The sequence below is a fragment of the Paenibacillus marchantiophytorum genome (assembly GCF_014640555.1).
In the GTDB taxonomy this organism is placed as follows: Bacteria; Bacillota; Bacilli; order Paenibacillales; family NBRC-103111; genus Paenibacillus_E; species Paenibacillus_E marchantiophytorum.
On the sequence record NZ_BMHE01000018.1, the window covers coordinates 13,468 to 35,668 of the forward strand.

At 45.1% G+C, this 22,201-nt stretch carries 20 protein-coding genes; 4 read left to right on the top strand and 16 right to left on the bottom strand.

The features are described from left to right. Nucleotides 1–45: 45 nt before the first annotated feature. The 5 genes from IEY34_RS17730 to IEY34_RS17750 form a co-directional block, all read right to left on the bottom strand. Nucleotides 46–204 (bottom strand): hypothetical protein, encoded by a 159-nt coding sequence (locus IEY34_RS17730; RefSeq protein ID WP_189013566.1) that lies wholly within the window; start codon nucleotides 202–204, stop codon nucleotides 46–48. A 41-nt stretch (nucleotides 205–245) separates the two neighbouring features. After that, nucleotides 246–626 carry a LytR/AlgR family response regulator transcription factor gene (locus IEY34_RS17735; RefSeq protein WP_189013568.1) on the bottom strand — a complete coding sequence of 127 codons (381 nt, stop codon included), beginning with the start codon at nucleotides 624–626 and terminating at the stop codon, nucleotides 246–248. Between the two features lie 765 nt (nucleotides 627–1,391). Next, nucleotides 1,392–3,227 (bottom strand): carbohydrate-binding domain-containing protein, encoded by a 1,836-nt coding sequence (locus IEY34_RS17740; protein ID WP_189013569.1) that lies wholly within the window; start codon nucleotides 3,225–3,227, stop codon nucleotides 1,392–1,394. A gap of 22 nt (nucleotides 3,228–3,249) precedes the next feature. Next, nucleotides 3,250–3,930: a DUF4956 domain-containing protein gene (locus IEY34_RS17745; protein ID WP_189013570.1), complete on the bottom strand. Its 681-nt coding sequence runs from the start codon at nucleotides 3,928–3,930 to the stop codon at nucleotides 3,250–3,252. Further along, a complete protein-coding gene (locus IEY34_RS17750; RefSeq protein ID WP_189013571.1) occupies nucleotides 3,927–4,667 on the bottom strand; it encodes a polyphosphate polymerase domain-containing protein in 741 nt (246 codons plus the stop codon). Before IEY34_RS17750 ends, IEY34_RS17745 begins: the two co-directional genes overlap by 4 nt. Nucleotides 4,668–4,883: 216 nt before the next feature. Here IEY34_RS17750 and IEY34_RS17755 point away from each other — a divergent pair, with 216 nt between their 5' ends. Together IEY34_RS17755 and IEY34_RS17760 are read left to right on the top strand one after the other, a co-directional pair. Next, a complete protein-coding gene (locus IEY34_RS17755; RefSeq protein WP_189013572.1) occupies nucleotides 4,884–5,561 on the top strand; it encodes a response regulator transcription factor in 678 nt (225 codons plus the stop codon). After that, nucleotides 5,561–6,820: a sensor histidine kinase gene (locus IEY34_RS17760; RefSeq protein ID WP_189013573.1), complete on the top strand. Its 1,260-nt coding sequence runs from the start codon at nucleotides 5,561–5,563 to the stop codon at nucleotides 6,818–6,820. The genes IEY34_RS17755 and IEY34_RS17760 overlap by 1 nt, the downstream gene beginning before the upstream one ends. A gap of 56 nt (nucleotides 6,821–6,876) precedes the next feature. Here the strand turns inward: IEY34_RS17760 and IEY34_RS17765 are convergent, their stop codons facing one another. From IEY34_RS17765 to IEY34_RS17775, 3 genes are all read right to left on the bottom strand, one after another. After that, nucleotides 6,877–8,712: a UbiD family decarboxylase gene (locus tag IEY34_RS17765; protein ID WP_189013574.1), complete on the bottom strand. Its 1,836-nt coding sequence runs from the start codon at nucleotides 8,710–8,712 to the stop codon at nucleotides 6,877–6,879. A gap of 728 nt (nucleotides 8,713–9,440) precedes the next feature. Beyond that, nucleotides 9,441–10,862, bottom strand: coding sequence for a sensor domain-containing diguanylate cyclase (locus tag IEY34_RS17770; protein WP_189013575.1), 1,422 nt, complete (start codon nucleotides 10,860–10,862; stop codon nucleotides 9,441–9,443). Between the two features lie 52 nt (nucleotides 10,863–10,914). Then, the gene (locus tag IEY34_RS17775) at nucleotides 10,915–11,349 is read right to left on the bottom strand and encodes an Lrp/AsnC family transcriptional regulator (RefSeq protein ID WP_189013577.1); all 435 of its coding nucleotides are present in this window, start codon (nucleotides 11,347–11,349) and stop codon (nucleotides 10,915–10,917) included. A gap of 157 nt (nucleotides 11,350–11,506) precedes the next feature. Between IEY34_RS17775 and IEY34_RS17780 the strand changes: the two genes are divergently transcribed. Further along, a complete protein-coding gene (locus IEY34_RS17780) occupies nucleotides 11,507–11,971 on the top strand; it encodes a VOC family protein (RefSeq protein WP_189013579.1) in 465 nt (154 codons plus the stop codon). Here IEY34_RS17780 and IEY34_RS17785 read toward each other — a convergent pair. From IEY34_RS17785 to IEY34_RS17800, 4 genes are all read right to left on the bottom strand, one after another. Then, nucleotides 11,962–12,729, bottom strand: a complete 768-nt coding sequence (locus tag IEY34_RS17785; RefSeq protein ID WP_189013581.1) for a polysaccharide deacetylase family protein — start codon at nucleotides 12,727–12,729, stop codon at nucleotides 11,962–11,964. The genes IEY34_RS17780 and IEY34_RS17785 overlap by 10 nt on opposite strands. Continuing rightward, the gene (locus tag IEY34_RS17790) at nucleotides 12,726–13,358 is read right to left on the bottom strand and encodes a YkoP family protein (protein ID WP_229757705.1); all 633 of its coding nucleotides are present in this window, start codon (nucleotides 13,356–13,358) and stop codon (nucleotides 12,726–12,728) included. The genes IEY34_RS17785 and IEY34_RS17790 overlap by 4 nt, the downstream gene beginning before the upstream one ends. Before the next feature lie 18 nt (nucleotides 13,359–13,376). Continuing rightward, nucleotides 13,377–13,970 carry a sensor domain-containing protein gene (locus IEY34_RS17795; protein ID WP_189013583.1) on the bottom strand — a complete coding sequence of 198 codons (594 nt, stop codon included), beginning with the start codon at nucleotides 13,968–13,970 and terminating at the stop codon, nucleotides 13,377–13,379. 182 nt (nucleotides 13,971–14,152) lie between these two features. Further along, nucleotides 14,153–15,940 (bottom strand): helix-turn-helix transcriptional regulator, encoded by a 1,788-nt coding sequence (locus tag IEY34_RS17800; RefSeq protein WP_189013585.1) that lies wholly within the window; start codon nucleotides 15,938–15,940, stop codon nucleotides 14,153–14,155. A 505-nt stretch (nucleotides 15,941–16,445) separates the two neighbouring features. On the opposite strand from IEY34_RS17800, the gene IEY34_RS17805 reads away from it, so the two are divergent. Then, a complete protein-coding gene (locus tag IEY34_RS17805) occupies nucleotides 16,446–17,333 on the top strand; it encodes a hypothetical protein (RefSeq protein WP_189013587.1) in 888 nt (295 codons plus the stop codon). Nucleotides 17,334–17,443: 110 nt separating this feature from the next. Here IEY34_RS17805 and IEY34_RS17810 read toward each other — a convergent pair whose 3' ends face one another. From IEY34_RS17810 to IEY34_RS17825, 4 genes are all read right to left on the bottom strand, one after another. After that, nucleotides 17,444–19,423, bottom strand: a complete 1,980-nt coding sequence (locus tag IEY34_RS17810; RefSeq protein WP_189013589.1) for an AraC family transcriptional regulator — start codon at nucleotides 19,421–19,423, stop codon at nucleotides 17,444–17,446. 160 nt (nucleotides 19,424–19,583) lie between these two features. Next, on the bottom strand, nucleotides 19,584–20,735 hold the full coding sequence (locus IEY34_RS17815; RefSeq protein ID WP_189013591.1) for a magnesium transporter: 1,152 nt from the start codon (nucleotides 20,733–20,735) through the stop codon (nucleotides 19,584–19,586). 15 nt (nucleotides 20,736–20,750) lie between these two features. Continuing rightward, nucleotides 20,751–21,377 carry a hypothetical protein gene (locus IEY34_RS17820; RefSeq protein ID WP_189013592.1) on the bottom strand — a complete coding sequence of 209 codons (627 nt, stop codon included), beginning with the start codon at nucleotides 21,375–21,377 and terminating at the stop codon, nucleotides 20,751–20,753. 10 nt (nucleotides 21,378–21,387) lie between these two features. Beyond that, nucleotides 21,388–22,200: a hypothetical protein gene (locus IEY34_RS17825; RefSeq protein ID WP_189013594.1), complete on the bottom strand. Its 813-nt coding sequence runs from the start codon at nucleotides 22,198–22,200 to the stop codon at nucleotides 21,388–21,390. Nucleotide 22,201: the final 1 nt, after the last annotated feature.

Here is a 22,201-nt window from a genome sequence, read left to right on the forward strand (position 1 = left end):
CGGATCACCTCGACGATCGCGAAGGGGCTATCACCGGCTGGATACTTATTTTTGGATAAGCTTCAATGCGAGAGCTTGCTCCTCTGTTAAAATGAATTCTTCCTTAGGCCAGAATTCCTCATCCTTATCTCTGCCGAATAGGCGAAGAATTTCCTTCCAAACACCTTTTTCCATTGCTTCTGAAGCGGAAATCATAATTTTCACAGTGAACACCTCCTGTCCTCACTATAAATGTTGGACGACTCCTAAATCAACTTAGGATGCGCGTCCCCATCGGCGATTGCTCTTTGCAGCGTCCTAACCAGCCTCTCCGACCTGATAGGCTTCAATATATAATCATAGGCATTAACATCAAAGGCGGATGGAGCGTACTCGGTGTACGATGTAACAAATATAAGCCTCATCAGGTGACCATTAGCCCTTAATCGTTTGGCAAAATCAAGCCCACTCTCTCGCGGCATGCTAATATCTATACATATCAAATCGACTTCATGATTGGTTACATATGAAAATGCAGTTGAAGTCTCCTGAAAGGTACCCACGATTTCAACCTCATTCACCTTGGCAAGCATCCGTCTCATAATGAGATGCATGGCTTTCTCGTCATCGATAATAACAACCTTCAAGTAAACTCCCTCTCCCCGCGCTGTTCGAATATTCGCTATTCTGCTGGATTTAGTATACCGCATGCCAATGATGGCTAAATGACAGAAACTTTGCCGTGCGAATCGAGTACTCACTCCTATTCGTAGGCTGGGGGGTAACCAGTGCCAACGAACTCCATTATTCTTATTCGATCAAAATGGACGATTCTGAAGTTGTTACGAATTCCAGACGCGTTATTTCAGGTAAAAGCCTACCATTCCACCTATAAATAGCTCCATAACGCCTATTCAGTTCGTTGAGTAGATAAATCAGCTGATTTTTCCGCTAATAAGCATCATACTGTTCGTTAGAGCGATGACCTTCAAAAAGCAGATCACCACCTAAGCAAGCATATGAAATCGGCTTCGCTACCCTGAGAGATGAGCTTCTTGCAAGCAACATATCCTATTAAGGGAACTCTGGGACGCTATTTGGGCAAATAGCAGGGTTGCGAGGGTCATAGCGGAACTACAGGGTCTTATTCCCACGAAAAGTGCTGAATTTCCCTCAAAATAGCAAAATAGCGAACTGTAGTTCCCTCAACCTCGCTATATTGACACTTTTGGCTAGCATAGCGCCCTGTAGTTCCCTCTCCGCGCGTGGCTGGATTCACTACAATTGTAGCAGTTCCCGTATCGCCTATACCTGCCCTACCACAGGAGGATGAATTTACGGGGTAGTCCCGCAACGCCAAAAAGGCACCCGAATAAGGTGGGTGCCCCGTCTCCCGTGCATTCTTGCCTTGCTTACTGCTGCGCCCGCTGCGGCGCAGCGCCGTCGCCTTCAGGCCGCATGCCCCCACGGCCCCCGCCTTGTCCGGGATTGCCGCCAGGTCCTCCCATCCCGCTTCTTGCCGCAGTCACACCCGATTCGGACAGCCAGGTGATGACGCTGGATGTTGTAAAATCAACCACCTTCGTCCCTCCTTGGTACTCGCCTCCATCATAGAGCCCTTTGGCAGCGCTGCCCGTGGAGGTGCCGCCGGCATAGAGCGTGTACGAAGCGCCCGTCTTCAGGTTAGGTGAGCTAACGAACAGTGACTGATAACTTTTGGGCGGTGCGAAAGTTAGAATCGTATTCCCTTCGCCATCCTCCATATGAACCATAGCGCCTGCTTGCTGTGACTTGTTATAGGTCATCAGGATGCCGGGCTGCGTCGATTGCTCGGATGTCGCTTGGGCCATGCCAGAGCTGCCCGCGGCAACGAGGAATCCGCCCGTCATCTCGAATGTCCCATCATAGTCCAAGGGGCCGTTGCCGTTATCTGTTGGACCGTTAACAATAACGGTGCCGCCTGTCATAACAATCGAGCCATTGGCATCCAAGCCATCGCCTTTGGCATCGACCGATAGATACCCTCCGGTAATCGTCAGCTTATTATTTGAGGCAGCGCCGGACTCACCGCCTGGTCCTTTGGGTCCGCCTTGCCCACCTTGCCCGCTCTGTCCGCTCTGTCCGCTCTGTCCGCCCTGCCCGCCTTGCCCGCCCTCCGCGGCCGTTTCACTCGACCCAGATGAAGCGTTCACGCCGTCATCATTGGCGACAAGACTCGTTTGACCATCAGAGATCACGATGGTGGGCGCTTCGATCCCTTCCTCGCTTTGGGCAATATCGATCTTGCCTCCTGCAATGGCGATCGAAACATCTGCGTGAATTCCATCATCGCCGGCATTGATATGAATATCACCGCCAGCTATGTGAAGGCCGCCTTTGCTGTGCAGAGCATCTTCGCCTGATTCAATATTGAACGTACCGCCAGTTATGGACAGGTAACCTTCGGAACCCGCTTTGTCATTCGTTGTTTTGATGCCGTGCCCACCTGCTGCGATGGTCAAATCGCCTGCTTGGACAGCAACCAAATCGCGCCCCATAAGTCCATCATCTACCGCTTGAACAGCCAGTGTACCTCCTGTAATTTTCAATTTATCCTTACTCGTGATGCCATTATTATAATTAGCTTGGACGACGAGCTTGCCCGTGCCGTTGATCGTCAGATCATCTTTGCTGAAGATCGCTGAATTCGGTTCATCTGTCGCCGCATCCGGGTAGACGTACGTTTTTCCATCGGATACGAGATTAGTGGTTCCCTCTTGTAATGAAATAATCGTTTTGCCTGCTTCTTCAACGAAGATAGCCGAGGTGCTGCTGTTATAGATTTCCGCCCCATTTAGTACCAAGCGAACGATGCCTTTGTCTTTGACTTTAACAGCGATTTGGCCGTTATCCAGTTTCCCGCTCACCACATAAGTGCCCGCTGCCGTGATCGAAACCTTGCCGTCCTTCACCTCTACCCCTGTGCCGTTGACCGTGGCCGCGGTACCGCTCAGCATAATCTGGGTCGGATTCGACGAACTCCAGTCTGTATAATTGTCGTCACTGTCATACTCGACCTTCTGAATCAGATCTGATCTGGCTGTTTGCACACCTGCCGCGGTGGTTGTAGTCGATTGAACCGCTGCTGGCGTTGCAGCCTCCGTAGTGGTAGTGGAAGTCGTCGTTTCAGGATTATTGCTGCATGCCGTCGCCAGCACAGCGCATAATAGAACAACACCTACTTGTTTAGCGTTTAATATTTTTTTCATCGTTTATCTTTCCTCTCTCTAATTAGTATTCTGAAGCAGTCGGGCTCATGGTTAAGGTAATGTCCAAATTTCCATTGCGGCATCGTATTGCATCAAGAAATTCTTTCTGATTCGTAAGATGATCGATCGTAACCAGATAAACCAGTTCATATAGACTGCCCAGCTCGGTGGTTCTCACTTTTCTCAACTCATAAGCAATTTTGAACGTGTTGAAAACCTCTTCAAAAGCTTCTTCATATCCCAGATTTTCTGGAATTGTCACTTTTAGCACTTTCTGCGAGGATTTCTTGGCACCGAATTTAATGGCTTTCAGGAAGAACATCAGCATACAAAGGATGACTGTGAAGATGACAGCATAACCGAATGATCCAACGCCACAGGCGAGTCCTGCCGCCATCGTGAATAAGACGAACGCGATATCCTTAGGATCGCCGGGAGCGCTTCTGAACCGAATAATCGAGAAGGCTCCAGCGAGACTAAAGGCTCTTGCAATGTTGCTGCCAATCAGCAGGATGATAATGGCTATGATCGCAGGCAGCACAATCATGGTCAAAGTGAAGTTCTGAGCATACGCAGGCTGTGTTTTCATATACGTAAAGCTAATAATTGCCCCTAAAGCAATTGAAATCAGAATGGTTAGCAGAGCATTCATGATGGTTAATTCCGAATTTATCGTAGCCGAAGTAAACAGCGATTCGATCATAGCCAAACCATCTCCTTCGCGAGGTTTTCGTTCATTCGCATTTTTTTGTATTCATTCCCGTACTTCGAGAAGCTCGTGCGAAATATCTGGTGTTCCGACAGCATCCTCGATAGCCAGGCAGGCACGGTTTTCTCGGCCTTCACTTCCATTAACCACTGGCCGCGGCAGAGCAGCTGCTCTCCGTGATCGCCATCTTCAAGCTTGAGATCATATCGTCTGGATCGAATATTCGTATCAAATGTAATCCGCAAATCACGATTCTCTTTGCCGAACATCGCGATGCGATCATAGGTCAGATATACCTTTGGCTGCAGCTCATATCGTCCGAGGAAATATTTGATTTCCTGAATGACTTGCTTGTTCATATAAGGTTGAAGTTCCGGCTCAATGCCCGAGCGAACAAATTCATATGCCTCGTTTAATTTCAGCGCTGTCCTACGTTTGTTTACCAATCCAAATACCTTCTTCTTCAGTTCCAAATAGATCTTCGCGTCTTTCTCGGGAATGCCATAAGCTCTGATGCGGAGCTTCTCCCTATACTTGGGCTTCGCCAAGCTGTTTCGAATTAAAGAATCATGTTCCGTATCGAAATAAATATTGCTTATCGCGTAAAATTTATCGTCCTTGTTGTACTTATCCAACTCCATATAGGCAAGTAAGTCGTTATAGATCGTATAAAAAGCTTTGCTATCCATCAGATACTTGCTTTCATACCGGTTGAATACTTCAATGGCCATATCGTTGCGCCCCTTTCTCTTGTACGATGTGCTTGCTGCTTCATGTCTGTATCTTAGCTTCCGAACCTTTAGTGAAACTTAAATGACCTTATCCATCGGCTATTTTTCTTAACCCACCGACGAATGCTACTATTAAGGTTGATTAAAGGTTCGATGACTATAATGAAGCCATTCACAACAACGGCTTAGGTAGGCTGACACAAAGGGGACGCGACAATGAGAATATTAATTGTAGAAGATGAGATTCATCTGGCCGAGGCCTTAACCCAAATCTTAAAAAAACACCATTACTCCGTCGATGCCGTTCATGATGGTCAATCCGGGCTGGATCATGCGTCCAGCGGCATATACGATCTCTTATTGCTCGACATTATGCTGCCTGAAATGGACGGCATTACCTTATTGAAGACCATTCGGAGCCAAGGGATCTCCACTCCCGTTATCCTGCTCACGGCGAGGGGCGAAATTTCCGATAAAATTACAGGCTTGGATTATGGCGCCGACGATTATGTGGCGAAACCTTTTTCGACAGAGGAATTGTTGGCGAGAATCAGAGCAGCTTTGCGACGCAAGGGCGATGTTGTTCCGGAGGATGGTTTGAAATTTGGCGATATCGAATTGAACACAGGGAATCTCAAACTGACCTGCAAAGGGAAGGAACTCAAACTCATTTTAAAAGAAAGTGAATTACTGGAGCTGTTAATGTCTAGGAAGCTTGCCGTTACATCAAAGGAGCAGATTATCGAGAAGCTATGGGGCTTCGATTCCGAGGTCGAACATAATAACGTGGAAGTTTATATCTCTTTTTTGCGCAAAAAAATGACTTTTCTGCATTCAGCAGTTCGCATAAATACCATTAGAAACGTAGGCTATGTCTTGGAGGTGACCTCCTAATGTTCAACAAGCTCCGCAATCGATTCCTGGTCGTGAATCTGGTCATTATCTCTTTCATTATGCTTGTGGCTTTTGCCTCTATCTATACGATTACCTATCAAAATGTACGCGCCGATATCGATATGGAGCTGCATCGCGTGTCCGATTTCTACCTCAAACCGAACGGAAATAAGGGAGAACCGCGACCCGACGGGGGAAACCCGCCGCAGCAAGGCAAGGCCAATACGAACTCTTCTCCAGAGCGCACGGTCTCCTTCCTGCTCCAAACAGACGACCAGTGGAAGATCACAGCCACGAACTCCCGATTTGACATGGATACCGATTTCTACAGTCTGGCTATTCAAAAAGCAGCTACCCATAACGCGCAAGACGGCCAGTTTACGCTCGATGGCAATACATGGGCTTACATGGTGCAAAAAAATAATACGGGATACTGCGTCGTCTACCTGGACGTCACCCCTCAACACAATATCCTTACGAATCTCGTCTATACGTTCTCCGTCGTTGGCTTAGTTATGCTCATTGTGATTTATTTTACGAGCCGATTTTTCGCAAACCGCTCGATCGCACCGGTCCAAGAAGCTTTCTATAAACAGAAGCAATTTATCGCGGACGCTTCTCATGAATTAAAAACGCCGCTAGCCGTCATTAACACGAATGCGGACGTTCTATTAGCCAATAGCGATGACACGATTCAGAATCAAGCGAAGTGGCTGCACCATATTAAATCAGAAACAGAACGAATGAAGACGCTGACCAACGATCTCCTCTACCTGACCGAGATGGACGACTCCCGAGCCCTTATGATGTTCACGACATTCCCTGTAAGCGAGTCCGTGGAAAGCGTCATTCTAACGATGGAAGCCGTCGTGTACGAGAAGAATATTACCCTGCATTACGACATTGAACCTAACTTGACCGTTCATGGCAATAATGAGCAAATTAAGCAAGTCGTCATGATCCTCTTGGATAATGCGATCAAATACAACAAATCTGAAGGATCGATAACCTTAACCCTTGCGAAGCGTCATTCCGATATTCTGCTCACAGTAACCAATACAAGCGACGGAATCTCACACGAGCATCTTGATAAAATTTTTGATCGCTTCTACAGCGCGAATCAATCCCGCTCCCGCAAGCATGGCGGCTACGGTCTGGGACTCGCTATCGCCAAGTCCATTGTCGAGCAGCATAAGGGCAAAATTCATGCGAAGAGCGTGCTGAATGAGAGCACCTCGTTCTATGTTCAGCTACCTTAAAAGAAACAAGAGGCTGTCTCAACAGGTTAAAACCTGGTAAGCAGCCTCTTCTAATTTCATTTAATTTTCACTCCTGCCAAGCTTCCCCCTTGTACGAACAAACGTTGAATGTTGGCTTCAACTGTAGGATCAGCAATCAGCGGCGGCGCATGATGCGGTTTAATACGGGCATCGATGATCAGATTGTCACAGCCCCAATGTTTATTGTCGTAATAACTGTTTACCCCGTGAATATCATGGGAAGGATTGCTTCGCGTGAAAGTCACCCACAGGAAATTATTAATAGTTTCACTTAGGAAATCACTGTCGTCACACAGGATAATCATCGGACAGGAGGGCATTGAGCCTTTCAGCTGCAGGTTTGCGCTTAGTTCCTGCCAATCCTTTTGCGCATCCTCATACGTTGCAAATTGCGGTCCTTGCAGCGCTACGATCCCTGGCATAATGAAACGGGGGTTCGTGAACGTCGGCAATCCTTTCAACGGTTCCGGAACTTCTGCGCACAAGTCTCTGATCTTCTCACCGCTCGCAGCAAAAACCACTTTGCTCCCTTGGTTCAGGCCAGTGCCCGAATAATCCAGCGTATCGATGGTTGTATGGGTTTGAAAATGAATATCCCTGTGCAGATCGATTCTCTCTAATATATATGCTAAAAACTCAGACTCCTTATGGCTATCCAAAGGTTGCTTGTCCTCTGCCGTAATAAATAAATACTTAGCCAAACTTAGCTGTCCGGTTCCTAGAATACGGTTCGCGATGGTCAACAATTCCGCTGGTTGCTTGACTTGTTGGTAAGGTGTATAACGCTCACTGCCAATCGCAAAAAGCAGCGGATGCACGCCAGCCGCATCTACAGCATGCACTTCTTTGACACCAGGAATCTCCTGCTTGATGGCATCTCCAGTTAACTCGTGAATCAACGCACCGAATGACGTGTCTTCTTGAGGAGGACGTCCGACCACGGTAAATGGCCAAATGGCGTTTTCCCTTGCATAAACCTTGTGTACCCGCATTAACGGAAACTCATGTGTCAAGCTATAGTAACCCAAATGGTCGCCGAAAGGCCCCTCTGGCTTGGTCTCACCCGGATAAATGTCGCCTGTGATTACGAAATCAGCATCGTTGCTAATACAATACCCGTCTATATAGCTATAACGAAAACGTCGCCCCGCCAGCATACCCGCAAATGTGACTTCGCTTAATCCTTCCGGCAGCGGCATTACCGCAGATAGCGTGTGAGCAGGCGGGCCTCCAATGAAAATACTAACTTTCAAAGGCTCGCCTTTCTTCGTCGCTTTGTCTTGATGGACCCCAATCCCGCGATGAATTTGGTAGTGAACACCAATTTCCTTATTCAACTCATAATCATTCCCATTCAACTGTATCCGATACATGCCTAGATTAGCGTTCATAATGCCCGCATTGTCCGGATCTTCACTATAGACCTGGGGCAGCGTGATGAATGCGCCTCCGTCCTTCAGCCAATGCTGAATGAGCGGCAAATCCGAAATGTTAATTTCCTGCGCACTTACAGGTAAACTCGAAGATTTCTTCAAAGGCAGCGCTTTGACAGCCGTTAACCCGTTACGAACATGAGCAAACGGGTTTTTCAGCGCCTTGATGGGATCTTGCCTAAGGGCAATAACGTTCTGGACATCCTCCCAATTTTTGCGGAAAATAAACTTACTTCGCTCCAAAGTCCCGAACAAGTTAGAAACAGCCCTGAATTTCGACCCTTTCACATTTTCAAATAATAGGGCAGGTCCGCCCGCTTCATACACTTTCATATGGATTGCAGCCATTTCGAGATAAGGGTCCACTTCTTCCCCAATACGAACCAGATGGCCATTTTTCTCCAAATCAATTAGGCATTCTTCTAAGTTTTGATACATATCAGTAACTCCTATGTGTAAGTCATTATAATTTTATTATATCCGTTCTTTTGCGCGACGTCTTCTTTGGCCTCCTTATTATGAGCAAAAACAGCGAAAAGAGTAGTTGGCGCACGATGCCGACTACTCTTTTGATCCTATTGGAGAGAAAGTTTATTTTTTTAGCAAAGCGCAAACTTGGAGCTCTCCAACACTATACATATGGGGGTAGCTTCGATCCTCCCAAACCCACAGTCCTATTGTGAGAAAACCGGCTTCCCCACCCTGAAAGATGAGCCAATCAAACACGACAAATCCTGTTGAGGGGAACTCTGGTACGCTATTTGGGCAAATAGCAGGGATGCGAGGGACATAGCGGAACTACAGGGTCTTATTTCCACGAAAAACGCTGAATTTCCCAGGAAACAGCAAAATAGCGTACTGTAGTTCCCTCAGCCTCCCGATAATGCCACTTTTTGCTAGAATAGCGCACTGTAGTTCCCTTACCTCCGCGCGAGGCAGCTGGGCAACCAGCAAATGATCACCATTCTGCCTAAAATTTGCTCGATAGCGTTAATCCAGTTCATTAAATCTCCGAAGTAGCCATTTTCCGGTCAATAAGCATCATACCCTTCATTAGATGCCCTCTGAGACCGAAAACCGCCAAAGCAAAGAAGTCTGCGGTTGGACGCCAATAAAAGCAAAAAAAGCCCCTTCTCAGGGCTTCTCAGTATTTTAAACAAGTATCATTAGGTTTTTCCCGTGGTCCTACCCTTCCGTTTCAACTCATACATCGCCTTGTCCGCACTATTCAGCAACGTATCCACGTCATCGCCATCACTTGGAAAAAAGCTAACCCCTAGACTCATGCCGATCGGAATCGCTATTCCCTCGTGCATGAAGACATCATGAATGAACGCGTGCTGCAGCTGGTTCAGCTTATCTCTTACAAACTCCACCGAGGGAATTTCATTTAGAAAGAAGACAAACTCGTCCCCGCCAAATCTAGCCGCAACCCCTTGCTGGGCAACGGATTCATTGATTAATTGGGCCGCGTGCTGCAAGATCTCATCGCCGACCTTATGACCATACGTATCGTTCGTCTCTTTAAAAAGATCCAGATCGACAATGATCAGAGCCAGTTGCTGCTGACGCACTCTTGCATCCTGAATCGCTTCCTCCAATTTTTCGTAGAAAAATCTGCGGTTTGGCAAAAGAGTGAGAGGATCATGGTAGGCCATGAACGTAATCACTTGCTGGTTTTCCTTCTGTGCTGTAATGTCGCGAATAATTAAAATAACATGGGGCTCGTTATCCACCCACACATAATCCCCATCTATAAGCACATCGATTCGCTTCTCCTCCGTGCAGATGGTCGTCTCGAAATCACTAATAGCTTGCCTGCTTTGTATATGATCTTTCGCTGATTCTCCGACTAAATCGTAAAAAGTAACATGCTTCAGCTTAATAAGTTGAAATAGCTGCTTCGCGCTAGGATTGACTTCCTTCATTCGCCCATGCTGATCAAGCAGCAGAATAGCCGCGGGGTTCAAATTAAATAGTTTCTCATACTTCTTATCAATAAAGTTAAGATAGTCGAATTTGATCATAGCAAGCCTTAGCGTAAAGCACCAAATCAAGCCTGCGTAAATATAGGGATAAGGCGGGAGGACGTCACTGAAATCCAAGTAGCCGGTTAGCGCCGTCCAGATAAGAACAAGACCTGCGCCCCTGCTTAGCACATTATAGATAGCTTTGCGCTCCATTGTGCTTGCATTCGATTTGCCCCTGGCAATCATAAGCAGGAACAAAGCACTGACGACCAGACTGACGGTTATGGTTATAAAATACGGCTTATCCAAGATAGGCATTTTCCAAATACCTACTTGATTGAACAGTGCTGTAGAAATAATTCGTTCCTCGCTGAACAAGTTAATCAACACGACAATAACCGGCACATAGAAAACATACGGATAAATATATTTCGGCATCTGTCTATCGAGTCTGGCAAACTTAGATAAAACATGAATACCGATACCCGGTATGAGAATGCCTACACTCCCAAACCATTTCGCAGCAGCACATCCAACCCCATATATAAGAAGAAAAGGATTGGCAGCAGATAGGTGAAAATTGGGATTAGCGCTTCTGTTAAGTTCATTCCGCCACATCCCTTCTTACAGAATCATATCTTAATCGTTGCGAGTTGCCAACCTCAGACTTCTACAGCAAAACTCTGTTCTCCAATATGTTTTTCATACTGATATGAGACTTGGAGGGGCCTAGTTTGCTCAGAGAATCCTGGAACTCGGCGAGCTCCTCTATGGAGGCGGTCTGCACTTTAATGAGATAATTATATTCTCCACTTATGCGATATAAATCCGTCACTTCCTTAGCTTCTTCACAGAAATCCACGAGCTTCTGGCACTGTTCCGTTTTTATGAGAATAAACGTAGTTGTCCCCCGGTTCAATTCCCTTAATTGAAAGACCGCACTATACCCGGAAATAATGCTCTTCTCCTCCAGTTTGATCATCCGTTCCTTCACAGAGGGCTGAGACATCGCTATTTCTTTACTAATTTGTGAAACCGTCATTCGCGCGTTGTGCTGAAGAAACTGCATAATCTTCCTATCAATGTCATCTAGATGATGATCCAAATCCAACGCCCCCCTATGATAATCCACAAAATAAGATATCTTATCAAAAATGCCTTATATTTAAATACTTTATCACATTAAAATCCTTATATTTCACATATATTTTACATTTTCGACTGTTTATAATGAATACATCTTAGTTAAGGAGTGATGATAGATGAGTATCAAAGGTCTTGCCCACGTAGCCATTCAAGCCAAAGATTATAACGCAACTATTGCTTTCTATACCGAAGTTTTAGGATTCAAAATAGGCCATTCTTGGAGTCTGCCTGCTTTCCAAATCAAAGAAGCTTCCATGCTGGTTTCCCCTGACCGAAGAACATGCATCGAGGTTTTTGACAATGAAGCGGTCATCCCCGCGCAAGGCAAGAAAGCGTCATCCGAAGATGAAATCGCTCATGGAGCGCTGCTGCATCTCGCTTTCTATGTGGATAATGTCGATGACATATACCAAAAAGCTCTTGCTCATGGAGCAAAAGCTTTTATTGCACCAAGTCGGCTTTCTCTCGGCGTGCCACCGCTTGAAGTAAAGAATGCCCTTGTTCATAGTCCCAATGGGGAGGTTATTGAGTTTATTGAGGATGTTGATTTTGATCAATTTACTAAGAACTCCTACAAATGAGCTTGACCGGGAAGCTTAGCGTCGTGTCCAACTTTGCCAACACTTCTAGCTTCCCTATTTAACAGCTCATCCGTTCGCAGGCATTCCAGGCCCTTCCTGCGGACCTCAATCAGAACTTCCTTCAGCCCTGCGATCATCTGCCGCGGCGCTTCTTCATCTGCCCCAAGTGTATCGCCGCTATCATGAAGTACGATAATGGAACCAGGCTTAATCCTTTTCAGTAAGTTCATCTTTAATTGTTCCACGCTGACCGCTGGTTTCCAATCTCCAACCATGACGGACCAGAGGACAATCCGGTAATTTTTTCTCATCAAGATAAGATCACCTATATTAAGGAGCCCCCATGGCGGTCGATAGACAATGGGTCTCTCTCCTGTGATTCGTTCCACGATATCCGCTGTGCGATCTGCTTGCTCGCGTCTATTCGCCCAGGGGGACAAGATCCAATTGGATCGATGAATGTAGTTATGAATGCCGATTTGATGCCCCTCCTGGTGCATTCGCCGAATCAATTCAGGGTGTTCTTCCGCCTTTTTGCCGAGTACGAAGAAAGTAGCTTTCACGTCATGCTCTTGTAGCAAATCCAGCAAATCAGGCGTATAGGAAGGATCTGGCCCGTCATCGAAAGTAAAGGCAACGCCCTTCCCGGCTTTTCCCTTGGAGAGGACGCCCCACCCGCATATGCGGGTAAGAATAAAGGGAACCATCGTATAAAGAATCATGGCATCTAGGGAAACAATCATTAGCATCCGTATCATGAAATCGCCTCTTCCTTCCTTCGATTCTGCCGTTCCTGATGACCATTTTCACGTGATATGAAACGCTCCTTCAGAGCTTGCTTGCTGATCACGAGCCTCATCGGAAACAACTTCTCGCTGCTGTTTTGCATCTGTTGGTTGCCCTCCGGGTGGAGGACACGAAGCAAAAGGCGCAGATATCTCTTATAAAATCGTTGCTGCCACTTGGATTCTATGGGATGTTGTTCAAACCCTATGCCATGAATGATTCCGCGGTGAAGCAGGGTTATTCCTGTTAAGGCTTGAACCTTCAATAGCTCTGGATGACTATCCAGTTCTAAGTTAATTTGCTTCATGGCATCCCGAAACATGCGTGCAATCCTCAATCCAGCTCGATCTGCACCGAACGTGCGTGAAAGTCGGAGCACCTGTCGGTTATCCAGATGCAGCTCGCCTACCCAATCCCCGACAACTATCCTATGCCCATCTTGACAGATCATGCTCTTTCCTTGATGCTGCCTGACCAACAATTTACATATGCCGTATTTTTGCACGGACTTACTGCGAAATTGGGTCAGGATATCAAATATATGTTCCCAGACAATCCACAGGGACTGTAAAGATATCTTCATAAGTGATGACGTTGACATGATCTTTTCCTACTCTCTTTATTGGTTTCGAACAAAGGATCCAACTAGCCGGCGCGTGTAGCCGCCAATCCACTTTACCAGAATGCTGCCTAGGTAAGGACCGATCCATAGATATAAGACACCTGCAAGCATGACGAGGAGTGAGGCACCAAATGTTCTAATTTCCATTCCGACAAAGGTAATATCCATCCATAAGTACATAACAGGGGCCAACAAGAAGATAAAGGGTGCCACGTAGAAAAGCACAACACATAGGAGACAGATAAGCCCGATAACGAATTTCAGCATCAGCCAGAAAATCGCTTTCCAATTCCGGCCATCCATGAGCTCAGTTTTAACCTGTTCCCATAAACCTCCTTGTGGTCTTGATCGACTTGGCACATCGTAGGTGGAAATATCGGTATAGACTTTAGTCTGAATCCTCTCGTATTGTACAAACTTGCTTGTCGCACTTAACACATAAGAGAGAATAGGTAACCCCACCAAAGTGAATGCCATCGTAATCCCAAAGGTTATGCCTACTAAAAAAAAGCAAAAATAAAATAGCCCTGTTAAGAATGTAAGCAGCAAAAAGCAGCAGTTTCTCATATGTTTCCGAATGATTTGGTTCATGTTATCTCTCCCTCTGTACTCGGTATACCGCTTATGCTAGCGCTTAGGATGTATGATCGACCAGTGCCATAATGTCATATGACGAAATCCACGCGGTAATCCCCCCAAAAAGCCAAATAAAAACACCTTTCTTCTACTTCCTGAAGGAATGTAAAAGAAGGTGTTCACTGTTCACTATTCGGTTATTGCCGAGATCCGTATGCTTTCTGCAGTGCTTCTTCACGGTTGCTGACACCGAGCTTGGCATAAATCGTAGAAGCGTAATTCCGCACTGTACCGTCGGACAAATACAGCTTGGCTGCGATTGATTTATAGCGCAGCCCCTTCGATAGGCATTCCAAAATTTCGATTTCGCGCGGAGTTAACCCATACTCGTTGGGCTTCTCAGCCGGCGCCACGGCATATGGAGGCAAATCATAGTTATCAATCAATACATTTGTAATATCAGGTGCAATCATTTTGACCCCGCGGTGAACGAGACGTATCGTCTCAAACAACTCCTGCGGTTCGGTCGATTTCAACAAATAGCCATCGGCTCCGTTGCGCAGCGCCTCAACCGCCTTGTCTGTTTCTTGGAACGTAGTCAAGATTAGCACACGTATCTCCGGCCACTTCATCTTAATCTGTTTGGTTGCCTCCGCGCCATTCTTACCGGGCATATTTAAATCCATCAGCACCACATGAGGTCTCATTTGCTCACACATAGTTATGGCAGCATCGCCATCCTGCGCCAGACCTGCAATTTCAAAGTCTTGTTCTCTCTCCAAAATAATTCGAAGACTATCTCGGATGTAAGGCTGATCATCAACCAGCAATAATTGAACAGTTCCCTCTTGAAATTCGACGATTCTTGGCAAATAGCACGTCACCAGCGTCCCTTCTCCAGGCTTAGCATACAAATTAACCTGTCCTTGCAAGTTAGCAGCGCGCTCTTTCATAGCATTCACTCCAAAACCAGCTTGCAAGTTCTCCGTACCTAACCCATTATCCTGCACTTCCAACCTGATCTGTTTCTCCTCATACTGCAGCTTGATCTCGATCTCACTAGCCTGCCCATGACGTACCGCATTGGTTAAAGACTCCTGCAAGCACCTGTATAAGGTCATCTTGGCCTGCTTGGATACCGCATACGCCTCTCCGAACGTTCGGATGCGAACCTTCACCTTGGAGAATTTCTGGAAGTCATCGACTAGTTTCTGTAACGACTGAATAAGGGTCGATCTATCTTGTGGAGAGTCAACTTGATGCAAGTAATGACGAACCTCTTCCAAGCTATTGCGTGTAACCTGCAACAAGGCTTCCACTTTTTGCTCCCCATCCGTGGCAGTCACTTCAGAGCGCAGCGTCTCCAACCCCATGATGATGGAGATGAACGCATGGCCCATCGTATCGTGCAAATCTTTGGACAGCCGATTTCGTTCCTCGATGAGCGTCATCTGCTCCATTTGCGAGATATACTGCTCCAATACCGCATATTGGTCTCGAATAATGCCATTCTGCCGATGATTTACCACTAGCAAATGAAAGGCAAACCCCACCGTGTAAATCAGTCCGAAATTCAGGATCATACTTAAAGTTGATTCTTGATGTGTAAGGTTGGCTAACAAGTATGGAATCAAAATGATCGTAATAGGACCTGACCACCAATATGACTTTTGCGCACTGTTGCTAGCGATCATGAAAGCGGGAGCCAGGAAAACCAAATAAGAATCAGGGAATAACGATGCCAAATACAAACAATATCCCCCGGTAATAACCAACTCAGCAATCAGATAACACCTGTAATGCAGTTGCAAACAGAACCACGGAGCAGAGAACGCGATGATTCCCCATAACAGCGTAAGCCAGAACGGAATTGTTAGAAACTCAGATACATATCCCACAGTAACTAATATAGAAAAAAAGAAGGCTATGCGAATCAGAAAAACCATCCAATCGTACCAAAACCAATGTTTGACCAGGTTAAACACTACTTTTCCCCCTAATAACTCTGCTGACTTACCTGCTATTATAAGGGTACACTTGACGTGCTTACTAGTTACAAAGGTCATAAGTTGATGTGACTATTTGATGAAAACCATTGGATTTATCCAGTGTTTTCCTCACTTTCGCGCTTTAGAACCTTCTTCCATTGGGTTTTTCCAATGGAATTTCCAGAATCGGCCCTTATAGAACGATTCCCTGTTAAAAGATTGGATAAATCCAGTGAAAGGTTGATTTCAACAGCTTTAAAGCCGATTTCATTGGATTAATCCAATGATACTTTTCTTACTTTAATAGACTGAACTAATTAAGCACCTGTAAAATCAAACATTTACCCAGAGAGGGATGTCCAAGCTACTACATCGGTTGGCTTTAACTTACTAGACCACCTTTCTTGACCCGAAAATATTGTCATATTTTGAAAGATAATGTAATATGAAACATACAGCCGTGCTATATTTTAGCACCTAGGGAAAAAGGAGAGAGTATCAGATGAGCAAAAATATTAAAAGACTATCGGTTATGCTTGCCTTATTTTTAAGTGTATCTGTATTTGCATCCCTCACTGCGTCCGCAGCAAATGAGAAACGTATTGATGCGAAAAACGGAAATTATGTCACCATTTCCAACCTTGTTGAAACAAAGAAAACCAAGGACGTCGGTTACGGAGATACCCTGTATGTCGTTACTGCACCTGTTACTATCACCTTCCACGGCGAGCTCTCCCCAGAGGCATCCATTGCCAAATGGGTTGACGATGAGAGTCTGGACTATGTAGAAATCCACGATAATAAAGCCGTACTCACTGAAGATGTTAAATATGGCATTTTCCCAGTATTCAAGAATGACAACAGTGACGATAATGCCCCTATTCTTTTGCAAGTCGTAGCCGGTACTACGGAATCTAAACCACCCGTTACGACCACAGAGCCTGAAAAAGCTGCTACACCTTCGCTAGCCGCTCCTACGGCTGCCAAAGTATTAGTGAATGGCAAGAACGTATCCTTTGAAGCTTATAACATCAACGAAAATAACTACTTCAAATTGCGTGACCTAACCTTCGCTGTCAATGGGACCGAAAAGAACTTTGAAGTGAGCTGGGATGCCGCTAAGAACGCAATTGCTCTCATTTCGAAGAGAGCCTATACACCAGAAGGTACTGAGTTGGTTGTTGCAGGACAGCAAACTAGCAAGCCTGTAACAGAAACTAAGGCGAATGTTACACTTGACGGTAAGGATGTCAAATTTACCGCTTATAACATCGACGGCAGCAACTACTTTAAGCTGAGAGATATCGCTCAGTTGATGAACATCGGCGTTAGCTGGAATGCGGAAGCCGGTTCAATCGGCATCGACACCAAAGCAGCTTACACAGAATAAGGCTTCCTAGCCGCCAAGAATGCACAGTGCATGCATTTGCGCCTATTAAACGGAAATAAAGAGCATACCTCCTACTGACGTAGGTGGTGTGCTCTTTGGTTTGTAGCTTATCATTTCCCAAGGAAACTTTTCACAATAAATTCCAAATGGGCATCCATGGATACAGCATCATTGTAATATGAACCTTCGGCATTGATATGGAAAATGCGATTCTCTTTCACGGCAGGGAGGTTCTTCCATAAGTTGCTGCCATAAACAACATTCGGATCACCGTTGTCCCATCCCCAATTGCTCGTAAAGATATAATCGCCAGCAAATTCGGGCAATTGCTCAAGGGATAAATTGGCATAGCCTTCATGTTTATCAAGGACTTTTTCTTTAATTATCTTGGGAGCTTTCAAGCCAAACTCCCCATAGAGAATTTCCCCGCCTCTGGCGTAAAAGTCACCAAATGCATAGATCCCTTTGGCATAAGGCTGAAGGATGGAAACCGTCCTGTCGCCTACGACTTTTACAATTTGCGGTTTGTACTCATTGATTTTCTTGTCCCACTCTTTCAACCAGTTGGCTGCCTCTTGCTCCTTTCCTGCAAGCTTTCCGTATTCGAGCATCTGCTCTTTATAAGAATATTTGCCATATTCTAATCGAACAACGGGAGCAATCTTGTCTAGCTCTTTGTAGGTCTGCTCCATGGTTGGAGCAGCAACAACAATGATAAGATCAGGCTGCATGCTCAGGACTTTCTCCGGGGCGAAGGAGTCGCCAACCGTTTCAACCCCGTCCATCATACCCTTTAGGAAAGGATTCTTAAGTAAATCAACTTGAACACCTACAGGTTTAACGCCAAGCGCCAGTAAATTACCGGTAAAACTGCCCGTCAGATCTACAATCCGTTGGGGATTCGCCGGTATAACCACGATCCCTTGACTGTCCGTATAATTTCTAGTCGTAGCGGTCGGTGAAGATTGCGTTGAATTTGCCTTCGTTGAATTCTGGCTGGACACGGCTTTCCCTTCTGTGCCAGTGCTGATATTTCCCATGCTCGTTCCGCCTGCGCAGGCACTGAGAAATAATGTCATACAAAATAACAACGTTACTGCTGCCATAGCAGCAGGTCTTCTTTCCTTATACATACGTAAATCTCCCTTTTTAATTAAGTGATAACGATTCTCATATCCATTATCACTATAACGAAGAGGCAACCGCGATACAATAGCAGATCGGGAACGGACACGGGGCAATTTCAGAACCGAGTCCATACGTCTTTGCTTCGATCTAAACAGCGCAGGCGATATCCCATAGTGCTTCTTGAAGCTGCGGCTTAACGTATGCGCATCCGGATAGCCCACCTGCAAGGCAATTTCTTGCAACTGAGCCTCTGTATCCGTTAAAAGTTGCGCGGCCTTATCCATACGAATTTGCGTGAGAAAACGGATAGGGCTTTCATTCATTTCGTTTTTGAACAATTTGGTTAAATACCTTGTGCTGCAATCAAGTAAATCCGCCATCCTATCCAGGGTTATAGGCTCCATGTAACGCTCATTCATGAACCGCAGCACCTGTGAAACATGATCAGGCTGGGCAGGTTGGATTCCCTGGCGCTGCATCTGCCAGAACAATTCGTGAACAAATTGGTAGAACAACGTTCTCGCCTGAAATTTATTTAACGGCTCTGACTTCGTCCACTTTGCAAACATATCTTCGACTTTATCCAGCAGAGAGAGCGAATACAGCGGTACGAAACCATACTGCATCTGAAACGGCCTGTTCGACGCCATGAACCTTACCCTTTCCTGGGGGGCTGGCAAAGACAGCTCAGCTTTGTAAATGATCAGATAATATTCAAACCGTTCATCGACGGAAATATCAAGACGTGTGCCCTTACCGCCGTGCAGCACTTGAACCCGGTTCACCGTATGCTTAGCTTCATCCAGCCAAATCTCAGCACGCCCGCGAACGGCACATAGGAATGTACTGGCCGGAAGATAGTATTCTCGCAATACTTCCCCTCGCTCCAGAAGCATATAGCGTACATCTATCATTTTGAATGAAGCATGGTTCCATAGCGTAATATGCTCATTTAAATTCATCGCAGCGTTTCATTCCCTCCAGCCGCATAACTGTGCGGTTGTTCTTCTTCTATATTATATTGATAATTATTCTCAACGTAAAGGATTAGGATGAACAATAAAATGCCCTTCCTGAAAGCAGGAAGGGCATTTTATTGTTCATTCTTATAGATACATTTTATCACATGCTGCTCTCTCGAATCTTACGATTAACAGCTCTTTCTATAATGAGCTTAACTTTTTTGAAATTATCGACGTCTTTTTCGGTTTCCGTCATTTCTTTTTTAAACTCGTAGTCGATGCAGCTTAGATTTTTAATGTATCGCACGGCTACTTCAAACTCATCATAGGTTAAAGGATTATTGATATAATAACTGGTATAACGGCGTGCCTCTAGCAGTTGCTTATATTCCAAGCTGCTCTTATTGATTGTGTTCCAAGTAATCGATTGAATCAAATAGCTAGCTTGAGGTCTAAGGTTGCTAGATGGAATATGCATGACATCACTTTCACTTCCATCATTATTACTCGTTGTAATCGTATAGAAGTTCAGACAATTATAGTTGTTATGTCTCTCCTCTGAACTCTTAATCTTCGAATAAAGAATTCTCGACGTCGTGTAGTTGCTGATTTCATCACTCAGCAGATCCAAGTCCCCATTCATTTCATACAGCTCATTATTGGTCATGTAAATATACTGAATTTGAAAGGAAGCGAACACTTCATAATCACCGAATTTCTTCGAAGTGTTATTTCGATTGGGTGCAGAAATGAAATGCAGCGCAACAAGTTCCGACTCGTCAACCCCTAGCTGTGTCCTGCCAAATTTCACACCATGGTAGTGCATGGCCTGCTCTACGGTACTGGAAGCCTGCTCATAAGAAAGTTCTATCGCATTGTATTCGCCCAATTCCCCTTCATGCTTCGCAAGATCGGAGTGATAGGCAGCCAGCTTCTGTTCATGTTCTTGTATGAATTTCTCTGTCATCGTCCCATTCAAACGGGTAAAAAAAGCATCCACTTTTCTCTTCCATACGAAGTAGGCAACCAGCATAAGAATGACGAGACTCCAAAGTAGAATAGCAATTACATCAGAAATGCTGCTAGTGATCTTGAATCCCCAGATGATGATAACCATGACAAGAGCCAGGCTCATCCAACATCTCACCGGTTTCTTCGCTAAATAATCAAAGAAGCGGTTTCTCTTAACCGCAGGTTCCATCTGGTCGAAGGCAGGAACATTGGTTATCAAACTATTCCTAAGATAGGAAAGCTTGTCCTTTACAGACAGATCGTCGAATGAAACATCGGCTAAATGTTTTAATGTACTCATAGAATCTCCTTTCGTCTAAATGGCTAGCACAGAATCAAAGTAACTTCTATCACTTTCATCTAACTTTACAATTTTTAAAATCTGATGAATCTCTTCCACGTCAAGTTGGAAATTGTTCGCTTTCTCAAGAAGCAGCTTGCTGCTGCCTCCCTGATGCATATTGAAAAGGTAGTACTCATAGTAGTCTCGCTTAATTACAGCTTGCATAATATAATACAAGCCTGTTCCACTGGATAAGACTTGAGCGCTGTTTAAATACGACTCTACCTTACGAACTTTGTCCATGTGGAGCACACGCGGTTTTTTCCCTTCCAACATGGCAAGAGCCATATAATAAAAGACATTTGGATCTGTACAATTATTTTCAGCCAGCTTTTTTAGAATATCGAATGAAAATTCATAATTCTGCGCATCGATATGACACATGGCCAAGGAAACTGCAAGGGGAATATTTCCTTTATTATCCTCTAACTTTTCTTTGTAGGAGGTGATGTAATTATGCTTGGTTTGGCTATCCATCTTCGCCAAAGCAGCCAAATTCTTGGGGATATATGCCGTACCACAAAATTCACAAATCTGATTGATGTCTATCGGCAGGTTTGCCCCACAATTAGGACATGTATGTACTATAATCTTCGCCATAGGTAACCTCCTACTGAATGCTAACTTTATCCAAAGCCAAAATTTCGTTTAAAATGCGTGACGTTTTCTGGTAGATTTCATTGACGTTCTCTTGTTCGAGGTGATCTTGACCTTGTAAAACTTTAAGCCGGTCTCTCAATTCGTCGCAGGAAAAAACGACATCCCATTCTCCCTCAGGCTTCCTACTTCGCCCAAATACACCTAGCGCCCTTGATTTAATCGTTAATTTATCATATAAAACCTTAGTTTTGCTGAAATCGAGGCTCTGATACTGCTCAGCCAATTGGTTGTAAGATAAAATGATATGGGATAACGTTGTCGCAACATCTCGGGTATTCGCCTTTTGCAACTGTTCATTATCCAATTCATTTTTTGAATGATCACCTATGTATAGGATTGAAGCGTAAGCTATAACATACAGGGCGACACCCAACAACGCTAATACACTATACGTCGCACTTATTTTTAAATGGGTCGTTTCTATATTTACTGGTAATTTGCGCACAAAGTGATCCAGAACATTACTCAAAGCGAATCTGGCATATATCCCGATTAAGATCAATTCAATGACAGCAAACAACTGCGTTGTCGTTACAAGCGCTAGCTTATAAGGCAACCTCATGGATGAGGTGCTTCTCGCTATAAAGGCTTGATAGAAACTGAATACCTCGGCAGCGCCAATGACAATGACAACGAGCATGATGAGGTAGGAAGCAAACGAATTTAACGCCAACCCTACGACAATAATAAGGAAAAACACGAGTAATAATACACAGGCCGCAACAACGCTTGCCAGTATCTTAAAATACCTATCCTTACTCAAT

Coding starts and splice junctions, on each gene's coding strand:
- IEY34_RS17750 (WP_189013571.1), bottom strand. CDS start 4,667: ATGGCCATTGAAGTATTCAACCGGTATGAAAGCAAGTATCTGATGGAT.
- IEY34_RS17745 (WP_189013570.1), bottom strand. CDS start 3,930: ATGATCGAATCGCTGTTTACTTCGGCTACGATAAATTCGGAATTAACC.
- IEY34_RS17785 (WP_189013581.1), bottom strand. CDS start 12,729: ATGATACGGATGCTAATGATTGTTTCCCTAGATGCCATGATTCTTTAT.
- IEY34_RS17820 (WP_189013592.1), bottom strand. CDS start 21,377: ATGGCGAAGATTATAGTACATACATGTCCTAATTGTGGGGCAAACCTG.
- IEY34_RS17810 (WP_189013589.1), bottom strand. CDS start 19,423: ATGAATTTAAATGAGCATATTACGCTATGGAACCATGCTTCATTCAAA.
- IEY34_RS17815 (WP_189013591.1), bottom strand. CDS start 20,735: ATGAGTACATTAAAACATTTAGCCGATGTTTCATTCGACGATCTGTCT.
- IEY34_RS17770 (WP_189013575.1), bottom strand. CDS start 10,862: ATGTGGCGGAATGAACTTAACAGAAGCGCTAATCCCAATTTTCACCTA.
- IEY34_RS17795 (WP_189013583.1), bottom strand. CDS start 13,970: ATGAACCAAATCATTCGGAAACATATGAGAAACTGCTGCTTTTTGCTG.
- IEY34_RS17790 (WP_229757705.1), bottom strand. CDS start 13,358: ATGTCAACGTCATCACTTATGAAGATATCTTTACAGTCCCTGTGGATT.
- IEY34_RS17765 (WP_189013574.1), bottom strand. CDS start 8,712: ATGTATCAAAACTTAGAAGAATGCCTAATTGATTTGGAGAAAAATGGC.
- IEY34_RS17740 (WP_189013569.1), bottom strand. CDS start 3,227: ATGAAAAAAATATTAAACGCTAAACAAGTAGGTGTTGTTCTATTATGC.
- IEY34_RS17780 (WP_189013579.1), top strand. CDS start 11,507: ATGAGTATCAAAGGTCTTGCCCACGTAGCCATTCAAGCCAAAGATTAT.
- IEY34_RS17760 (WP_189013573.1), top strand. CDS start 5,561: ATGTTCAACAAGCTCCGCAATCGATTCCTGGTCGTGAATCTGGTCATT.
- IEY34_RS17805 (WP_189013587.1), top strand. CDS start 16,446: ATGAGCAAAAATATTAAAAGACTATCGGTTATGCTTGCCTTATTTTTA.
- IEY34_RS17755 (WP_189013572.1), top strand. CDS start 4,884: ATGAGAATATTAATTGTAGAAGATGAGATTCATCTGGCCGAGGCCTTA.